Origin of the sequence: Marinospirillum alkaliphilum DSM 21637, from assembly GCF_900119735.1 — a bacterium.
GTDB classification, from domain to species: domain Bacteria; phylum Pseudomonadota; class Gammaproteobacteria; order Pseudomonadales; family Halomonadaceae; genus Marinospirillum; species Marinospirillum alkaliphilum.
This window is the reverse complement of sequence record NZ_FPJW01000020.1, coordinates 1-2,600: the sequence shown is the minus strand read 5'-3', so window position 1 is coordinate 2,600 and position 2,600 is coordinate 1. Positions and strand designations below refer to the sequence as shown.

Annotated in this window: 2 protein-coding genes; both read right to left on the bottom strand. The window is 54.5% G+C overall.

The annotated features are described in order from the left end of the window. Positions 1-105 precede the first annotated feature (105 nt). Entirely contained in the window at positions 106-861 is a 756-nt protein-coding gene (istB, locus tag BT114_RS14780) for an IS21-like element helper ATPase IstB (RefSeq protein ID WP_072327273.1), read from the bottom strand. A gap of 13 nt (positions 862-874) precedes the next feature. Continuing rightward, complete coding sequence (gene istA, locus BT114_RS14775) at positions 875-2,416, bottom strand: IS21 family transposase (protein ID WP_072327272.1); 1,542 nt, start codon at positions 2,414-2,416, stop codon at positions 875-877. Between the last annotated feature and the right edge of the window lie 184 nt (positions 2,417-2,600).

The window sequence follows — 2,600 nt, the reverse complement described above, 5'->3', positions numbered from 1 at the left end:
TGTGCGTAAACCGGTGAAGGTTGCCACCCATTCCATTTCAAAGCTGCCACCCGGACCGCGGCAAAGCTGCCACCCCAAGTGATGCTCAGTGCGGGGGGCTCATTTTTATTCTGAAGGTGGGTTTTCAGTCAACGCTTTTCGTTTTTTCCTCATCGATTCCCCTCTTAAATTGATCTTGTAGGCGTTGTGAACCAGTCGATCCAGGATTGCATCAGCCAGGGTGGCGTCACCAATGACGCCATGCCACTCCTCAAGCGGTAGCTGACTGGTGGCAATGGTTGAGCGTCTACCTTGTCGATCCTCCATGATTTCCAGTAAGTCCCGACGGTTTTCTGCTGTCATCTTCACCAGACCCCAGTCATCCAGAAGCAGTACATCCACCTTGGCTAGACTGGCAAGAATGCGTGGATACTGACCATCACCCTTGGCCACGGAGAGTTCGTGGAGCAGCCGATTCAGACGCACATACTGGGCTGTGTAACCTTCTCGGCAGGCCTTGTGAGCCAGAGCACAAGCCAGCCAGGTTTTACCCACGCCGGTTGGCCCTGTGATCAGCAGATTCAGGTGCTCCTTGACCCACTGACAACTTCCCAGCGATTGGATCAGCCCCTTGTCCAGGCCTCGCGGACTTCGATAGTCAATGTCCTCAAGGATGGCTGCGTGTCTGAGTCTGGCTCGTCTTAGCCGGCTGGTCATGCCTCGATTTTCTCGCTCAGTCATCTCTCGGTCTACCAGCAGGCCCAGCCGCTCTTCAAAGCTCATCTGTGCGCTTTCAGGTATCAGAGTCTGGTCTGTTAACGCTGCGGCCATGCCATTGAGTTTGAGAGCGTGGAGTTTGTCCAGTGTGGGGTGTTTTAACATGATGGCGGATCCTTTAATGGTAGTAGGCAGGGCCACGGATATTGTCGTGTTGTTCCGGTAAGGCGAGCTCTTCCTGGATTTCCAGTGGTCGCTCATCCAGCCGGTTCTTGAGGATGGATTCGATGCTTTTGTAGCGGCAACTGCCGAGCATCAGGGCTCGCTGACAGGCTGATTCCAGCCGCTCTTCACTGTAGGCCTTACCAAGCCTCAAGATGCCCAGGCATGCTCGGTAAGCTTGCTGTGGGTGTTTGCGATTCTCCAAGGCCTTTATGATCAGTTGCGAGGTTGCCGGGCCTACTTTTGTAGCCCACCTCACCAGGCGTTCTGGCGACCATTCTCCCGCTTGGCGGTGAGCTTCAGGCATGTGTGCTGTCACCGTGGTATGGCTGCCTTTGTGGGTGCTGCGATGATGACTGGCGACACGCTGGCCTTGATAAAAGACCTCCAGGGTGTATTCAGTAACTCTCAGCTCCACTTCCTTTTTTACCAGGCTGCACGGGACGGAGTAGTAGTGGCCATCAAAAGCCACGTGGTAGTCCATGTGAACCCTTGCCTTTTTCCACTCGGCATAGGTGTAGGGTTCTGCGGGCAAGGGTTGTAGTGCCGGACGGTCAATCGTTTCGAAGTGCTCTTGTCGATTGCCTGGCAATTTGCGGAAGGGGCGCTGATTCAGCAGGGTGAGCAGTTCACGAATGGAGGCATTTAACTGACCCAGAGAGAAGTGCTGGCGATGGCGCAGAGCCGCCAATATCCAGCGCTCAACGATCAACACACCGCCTTCTGCCTTGGCCTTGTCGCGGGGTTTACGAACCCTTGCAGGTACAATCGAGACACCATAGTGGGCCGCCATGTCCTGATAGGTTGGATTCAGGTCAGGTTCATACCGGTGAGCTTTGGTGACACTGGATTTCAGGTTGTCGGGAACCACCAATTCAGGCACACCACCCAGGAACTCAAAGGCACGAATGTGGGAGCTGATCCAGTCAGGGAGTTTCTGTGACCAAGTGGCCTCGGCAAAGGTGTAGTTGGATGCGCCCATGACGGCAACAAAAATCTGAGCCGCACGGATCTCGCCTGTAGCAGGGTCAATGACAGGGGCTGTCTGGCCAGCGTAGTCCACAAAGAGCTTCTCACCAGCGCGATGGTTCTGACGCATCACCAGATCCAGCTTTCCTTGCCATGCTCGATAGTGGTCGCAGAACCAACTGTACTGGTAACCCTCAGGATTGGCTGCACGGTACTCCTGCCATAGCAGGAAGAGCGTGGTCTTTGGGAACTTAAGCTCTTGATGGATCTGTTGCCAATCCGGCAGCCCCCTGTCCTGAGCAGGTAAGTCTGGAGCTGGAGGAAAGAGCTTTTGCTCCAGTCTGGACTCATCCAGGTCAGTGGGCAAAGGCCAGCTTAGGCCTGTTTCTGAGAAGCGTCGTAGATACTCGCTCACGGTAGGACGACTGATACCGCAAGCTGAAGCAATTTGCCGATTGCTGAGGTGTTTGTCCCACTTGAGACGCAGAACTTCTTTGATTTTACGCATGGATAACCTCTTGGCTGGCATCTGCTCATCTCCAAATGAAATGAAGTCAGAGTACCGGTTAGTTATCCCGCAAGGAGCATCAGACAAGATGGCTCAGGCATGCTGCACAGGTGGCAGCTTTGCCGTGGAATGGGTGGCAGGCTTCGCGTGGAATGGGTGGCAGCTTTCCTCTGGAATCAGTGGCAAGCTTGCTCTGGAATACGCA

What these genes read in the sequence shown, in the direction of transcription:
- istB (WP_072327273.1), bottom strand. Translation starts at nt 861, where the DNA reads ATGTTAAAACACCCCACACTGGACAAACTCCACGCTCTCAAACTCAAT.
- istA (WP_072327272.1), bottom strand. Translation starts at nt 2,416, where the DNA reads ATGCCAGCCAAGAGGTTATCCATGCGTAAAATCAAAGAAGTTCTGCGT.